The 6093-nt window shown below is 62.9% G+C and carries 5 protein-coding genes; 3 read left to right on the top strand and 2 right to left on the bottom strand.

All coding sequences use genetic code 11. The features are described 5' to 3' along the window. Positions 1-141 precede the first annotated feature (141 nt). On the top strand, positions 142-1440 hold the full coding sequence (locus tag HMPREF3087_RS00985) for a GNAT family N-acetyltransferase (protein WP_070427736.1): 1299 nt from the start codon (positions 142-144) through the stop codon (positions 1438-1440). 157 nt (positions 1441-1597) lie between these two features. Continuing rightward, the gene (gene serA, locus HMPREF3087_RS00990; protein ID WP_141738839.1) at positions 1598-3187 is read left to right on the top strand and encodes a phosphoglycerate dehydrogenase; all 1590 of its coding nucleotides are present in this window, start codon (positions 1598-1600) and stop codon (positions 3185-3187) included. A gap of 43 nt (positions 3188-3230) precedes the next feature. Here the strand turns inward: serA and HMPREF3087_RS00995 are convergent, their stop codons facing one another. Continuing rightward, entirely contained in the window at positions 3231-4082 is an 852-nt protein-coding gene (locus HMPREF3087_RS00995) for an HpcH/HpaI aldolase/citrate lyase family protein (RefSeq protein ID WP_070427738.1), read from the bottom strand. 107 nt (positions 4083-4189) lie between these two features. Here HMPREF3087_RS00995 and HMPREF3087_RS01000 point away from each other — a divergent pair, with 107 nt between their 5' ends. Beyond that, positions 4190-5227: a 3-isopropylmalate dehydrogenase gene (locus HMPREF3087_RS01000; RefSeq protein ID WP_070427739.1), complete on the top strand. Its 1038-nt coding sequence runs from the start codon at positions 4190-4192 to the stop codon at positions 5225-5227. 61 nt (positions 5228-5288) lie between these two features. Here HMPREF3087_RS01000 and HMPREF3087_RS01005 read toward each other — a convergent pair whose 3' ends face one another. Further along, positions 5289-5852 carry a hypothetical protein gene (locus HMPREF3087_RS01005; protein WP_061943287.1) on the bottom strand — a complete coding sequence of 188 codons (564 nt, stop codon included), beginning with the start codon at positions 5850-5852 and terminating at the stop codon, positions 5289-5291. Positions 5853-6093 lie beyond the last annotated feature (241 nt).

Below are 6093 nucleotides of genomic sequence, written 5' to 3' on the forward strand. Positions count from 1 at the left end.
CGCCGCGCCGGGCTGCCGCTCCGGGCGCCCGCAGGGCCGAGGCGCCGGGCCGCCGCAGGGACAAACCCACCCCGCCAATCCACCGAATCCAGGCCTAAAACCCCTACCGTCGCCATCCCGCAATACTGTAAATTTGACTGAGTGCTGAACTATCGTTTTGAAACATTCCGTCCCGGTGTCGAAACTGACCCCGAAACCGGCAAGAAGAAAGTAGATGCGCGCACTGCCGCTTTCTTTGAGGCCGTCAACGCGGGCTTCCACGACAAGCGCGAAGACGAAGAAAAATCTCTGCAGCGCTACGAGCGCAGCCACGCAGACGGTCGTATTTTCACCGGTGTCTACGCCCCTGAAACTCAGAAGCACGCACTCAGCACCGACGTGCCCGTCGCGACGTTCGTCCACTTCGAAGCGCCGATCAACGTCGGCGAGAACCGCCTGCAGAACGCGCACATGATTACGTGGGTGACGGTGCGCCCCACCCACCGTCGCCGCGGCCTGCTGCGCACCATGATGACGAACAACCTCAAGGATGCTGCTGCGGCCGGCTTCCCGTTTGCCGCTCTGACGGCCACAGAGGGCGGTATCTACCGTCGCTACGGTTTCGGCACGGCATCCTGGATGGGCTCGTTTGAAGTCGACACGAACCCCGGTTTCCGCCTGGCTGCAGAAGCTGATTCTCGCGTCGAAATGTGCGAAGCTGCCGTCCTCAAAGACCTCGCCCCCAGCATCTACGAGCGTTTCATGCGCACCACCCCCGGTGCGGGCGGCCGCCAGCAGCGCTGGTGGGATCTCGCAGCCGGCAAATACGACTTCGAGTCCGGCGGTCCTGACCCGGCCGCCCGCGCCGCCCTGCACTACGACGAAGACGGCGAACCGGACGGCTACGTCACCTACAAGTTCACCGGCTGGGACAAGCCAACCCCGACCATTCAGGTGCTCGACCTCATTGCGGTGTCCGACGCCGCGTACTCGTCCCTGTGGTCGTTCCTTGGCTCCATCGACCTTGTGGAGCGCGTCAAGTACGACGGTGCCCAGCCTTCACCTCTGCCGTGGCTGCTGGAGAACCCCCGTCGCGTGCAGCAGAAGTCCCACTGGGACCTCCTGTGGCTGCGCATCCTCGACGTCAAAAAGGCCCTTGAGGCCCGCCAGTGGCTGGTGCCGGGAACCCTGACGCTCAAGGTCACCGACTCCCTGGGCTACGCGGAGGGCACGTGGCGCATCGACTCCGATGGCTCGGACGCCACGGTCGAACAGGTCCCGGACGCCCAGCCTGACATCGAACTCGATGTCGCTGAGCTCGGCTCCATCTACCTGGGTGGCGCCGACCCGTCGCTGCTGACCCGCGCCGGCCGCATCACCGAGTGCACCCCGGGGGCGGCTGTGCGCGCCCGGCTCATGTTCTCGATGGCCCGGGCCCCGTACACCCCGTACGAATTCTGACCCGATAACCACACTCACGAGGCGCCGCTCACCACGGCGCCTCGTGTGCTGTTCGGGGGTGGTTGGCTGGGTGTGGGTGCCCCGCGCCAGGGTGGGATGTCAGCCGCTTCACAGTGATCCCTAAACTGTTGTCACGCACACACTTGTAGGGGGAATCGTGACGAAACCTGTTGTCCTTATTGCCGAAAAGCTCTCGGATGCGACCGTGAGTGAACTCGGCCCTGATTTTGAGGTCCGCTACTGCAATGGCGCTGACCGCGCTGAACTGCTGAATGCTCTTCCGGGTGCTTCGGCGGTTCTGATCCGCTCGGCCACTCAGATGGACGAAGAAGCAATTGCCGCAGCCACTGACCTTCGCGTCATTGCGCGTGCCGGTGTGGGTCTTGACAACGTTGATATCCCGGCTGCTACCAAGGCCGGTGTCATGGTGGTCAACGCGCCCACGTCGAACATCACCTCGGCAGCTGAGCTGACTATGGCCCACATTCTGGGTGCCGCCCGCAACTACGGTGAGGGCAACCGTTCACTCAAGGCCGGCGAATGGAAGCGCAGCGCTCTGACTGGTGCCGAACTGTTCGAGAAGACCCTTGGCATTGTCGGTCTGGGCCGCATCGGCGGTCTCGTAGCTGAGCGCGCGCGTGCTTTCGGCATGAAGCTCATCGGCTACGACCCCTACATCACGCAGGCTCGCGCCGGCCAGATGGGTGTTGAGGTTGTCAGCCTCGACGAACTTCTTGAGCGCTCCGACTTCATCACGGTTCACATGCCCAAGACTGAGGAAACCACCGGCATGATCGGTGCGGAGGCTTTCACCAAGACGAAGCCCGGCGTGCGCGTGGTCAACGTTGCTCGTGGTGGAATCATCGACGAAGAGGCTCTCGCTGACGCTATTCGCACTGGCAAGGTGGCTGCTGCAGGACTCGACGTGTGGACGGAAGAGCCCCCGGTCGACAACCCGCTGCTCGAACTTCCTCAGGTCAACGCGACCCCGCACCTGGGTGCATCAACGGCTGAGGCGCAGGAAAAGGCCGGTATCGCCGTCGCCCGTTCGGTGCGCCGCGCCATGGCAGGCGAGCTTGTGCCGGATGCGGTCAACGTCGCCGGTGGTGCAATCCACGAAGACGTTCGCCCCGGAATCATCCTGGCCGAACGCCTTGGCCGTACGCTCACGGCTCTCATCGACGAACCGCTGGCGCACCTGCGCGTGGAAGTCCACGGTGAGATCGGCGAACTCGATGTTTCGGTCCTCAAGCTCTCAGCACTGAAGGGCGTTTTCACCGACATCGTGTCGACCCCGGTCACCTACGTCAACGCGCCAGTGCTCGCTGAAGAGCGCGGTGTGACAACCGAGCTCGTCACGTCCACCGACTGTGAGCGCTACCGCAACATCACCTCGATTATCGCGACCACCGCTTCGGGCAAGCAGATGAGCGTTTCCGGTACCGTCACCGGCCCGAAGCTCATGCAGAAGCTCACGGAGGTCGGCGGCTACGACATCGAGATCCAGCTGTCAGACAACCTCGTGATCTTCCGCTACGAAGACCGTCCTGGTGTCATCGGCCAGCTCGGTCAGGCGCTGGGCCGTTCCAACATCAACATTGCAGGCATGCAGGTGGCGCGCACCGACGCCGGTTCGAATGCGCTCGCTGTGCTTGACGTCGATTCGCCGGTGAGCGAAGAAATCGCCGAGGCGGTCGCGGGTGCCGTCGACGCTTCGGCTTTTGCAACGGTCAACCTGGGCGAGTGACTCTTGGGGGAGTGACCCACTGGAGTAACGCTGGGGAAGTGACTCAGCTTTTCCAAAGGCCGTAGGAATCGGCCAGGCTCGCGATTTTCTTAGCGCGGGCCATGCGGGGGAGGTACGAACCGTCGGTGATCCCATCGGCGTGTTCGGCCTCCTCCAGCATTTCGCGGGCCCACGCGCGGTCTTCTTCTGAGGGTGCTAGGCCTTCGTTGACGTACGGGACCTGGGCTTCGCTGAGCACTAGCTTGCCGGTCATGCCCATTTTCATGGTCCACGCGCAGTCGGAGCTGACGGCGGACTTGCCCGCACCGGGGGAGGACGGCCCGTCAATGGCGCCGGCCAGACCTCCGACGCGCGATGCGATGACAAGGCGTGAGCGCGCGTAGGCCAGGGCGACCGGGTCATCGCCGATGCCGGTGTCTTTGCGGAAGTCGTTGACGCCGAAGGCCAGGCGGAAGGTGCCGGCGGCCGATGCGATGCGGGTGGCATTCTCTATGCCGAGGGCCGTTTCGATGAGAGCCAGGATCGGCATGCCCACACCCGCGCGGATTGAGGTCAGGGTGACCTGTTCGGGTTCCTCTGTGTTCGGCAGCATGATGCCGCGCAGCCCGGGCAGTCCTGACAGTGCGTCGAGGTCTTCTTCCCAGTGGTGGGTCCACGTGTTGTTGACGCGCACCCAGCCGACCATGCCGTCTTCCAAAGCGCTGACAACGTTGGCTCGGGCGGTGTCCTTTTGGTCGTCCGGCACTGCGGCTTCGAGGTCGAAGATGATGGAGTCGGCATCGCTTGTCTGTCCGGATGGAAACAGTTCGGGTTTGGACGCGTTGACGAAAAGCCATGAGCGTGACAGTCGGGCGGGCAGTGCAAGGGCGCGCTTGTTGCGCAGCTGGTCGGACATGCCACCCAGTCTATGAACATGTGGGGCCTAAGGGGAGGGGCCGTTCAACATGTCCACAGATCAAGACGGGCGGCCGAATGACGAGACCTGCGCGTACTGTGGATCACATGGATTTGAAGATTGCAGTCATGCCGGGTGACGGCATCGGCAAAGAGATTGTTCCCGTCGGACTCGATGTCTTGAACCGCGCCGTTGAAGTCGCCGGTGAAGACGTCAACATCACGACCAAGCAGTTCGACGCCTCCGCTGAGCGCTGGCACAAGACCGGTGAAACGCTTACGGATGACGAACTCGACGAGCTGCGCGGCTTCGATGCGATCTACTTCGGCGCCTGCGGTGACCCGTCGGTGCCCTCGGGTGTGCTTGAGCGGGGCATCATCATCAAGATGCGCTTCGGCCTGGACCACGCGGTCAACCTCAGGCCCTCGCGGTTCTTTCCCGGCACCTCGTCCCCCTTGGCGAACCCGGGTGACATTGACTTTGTGGTTGTGCGCGAAGGCACGGAGGGCTCCTATACGGGGCAGGGCGGTTCACTGCGACAGGGCACACCTCACGAGGTGTCGAACGAGGTGTCGGTCAACACCTGGTTCGGTGTCGAACGCACGGTTCGGTACGCCTTTGAGCTCGCGCAGACGCGCTCGAAGAAGCTGACGTGGGTGCACAAGAACAATGTGATGGTGCACGCCGGTCACCTGTGGGGACGCGTGATTGACGCTGTCGCACCGGAGTTCCCGGACGTTGCGGTGAACTACGAACACGCCGACGCCAGCACCATGTACATGGTCAACGATCCCAGCCGCTACGACGTCATCGTCACCGACAACCTGTTCGGCGACATTCTGTCGGACCTGGCTGCTGCCGTCACCGGCGGCATTGGTCTGGCAGCCTCTGGAAATCTCAACCTTGCGGGTACGGGGCCGTCGCTGTTTGAGCCGATTCACGGTTCGGCACCGGACATTGCGGGCAAAGGCATTGCAGACCCGACAGCGGCGATTCTGTCGGCAGCGCTTCTGGCTGAGAACAACGGCCTGGGCAAGGCAGCTGAGGCGATTCGCTCGGCTGTCGAAGCTGATCTTGCCGAGCGCGGGGACGTGCAGCGTTCGACTGAGGAAATCGGTGCGGCTATTCGCGACCGTTTGAGCTGATTCGCTGCTCACAACTGAGGCCCGGCCATTGTGGCCGGGCCTCCGTCGTATGTGAGGGGTGTCAGGCAACTCCGTTGTAGCGGATGGGTTCGCCGACGTTCTGACTGATGAGTTCGTCCTTGGTGGCGTGGCGTGTGTTGGGGGCTTCCTTGCCGGTCTGTCCGCCGCCGTGTTCCAGCAGTTCGAACGATCCGTCTGGGTTCACTGCCTTGACCAGCACGATGTGGTCGGGGCCGGTGATTGCGTCACCGGGCTGGATGTCTTCCCATGCGATCGCGTGGGCGACGCCGTTGGGCACGAACGTGAAGGATGCCTCGCCGGGGCCGCCGGAGTTCCATGCGTAGGACACGAATCCGGAGCAGTCCCTGCGGTAGTCGTCGAAGTAGTCCTGGCCCTGCGAGTAGTAGGGGGCCTTTGCCATGCGGTCTTCTGCGCGCTTGATGATTTCGTCACGGCTGATTCCCTGGCCGTCAGCCTGAGCGGGCGCGGCCTGAGCCTGTGCTGCGCCGGGGTTTTCTGCTGGGGCTGCCTGAGCGGCTCCTGCTGCTGCAAGCAGGCTGCCTGCGCCGATTGCTGCGGCAAGTGCGCCGTGGGTGAGGGTGCGTGTTAGATCTTTCTTGAGCATGTCACTCTCCATAATCTAGACGTCCTGGAAGACCTCCAGGCGTGTTTCACGCTAGGTGCGTTTGTCCGGCACGGGAATGGATCGGGCAGCAAATGAGCTGCTTTTTCATCGTCTTTTCAGCCTTGCGGAGCTATCTTAAGTGCGCGACGAATAACACCTGACCGCAGCTTTACCGTTCGATTTTTCAACGACGGTGCCCAGGGCGCGGCTTGGAACGCAGCACACAAATCTGCCTACAGAA

Origin of the sequence: Brevibacterium sp. HMSC22B09, from assembly GCF_001806795.1 — a bacterium.
GTDB classification, from domain to species: Bacteria; Actinomycetota; Actinomycetes; order Actinomycetales; family Brevibacteriaceae; genus Brevibacterium; species Brevibacterium ravenspurgense.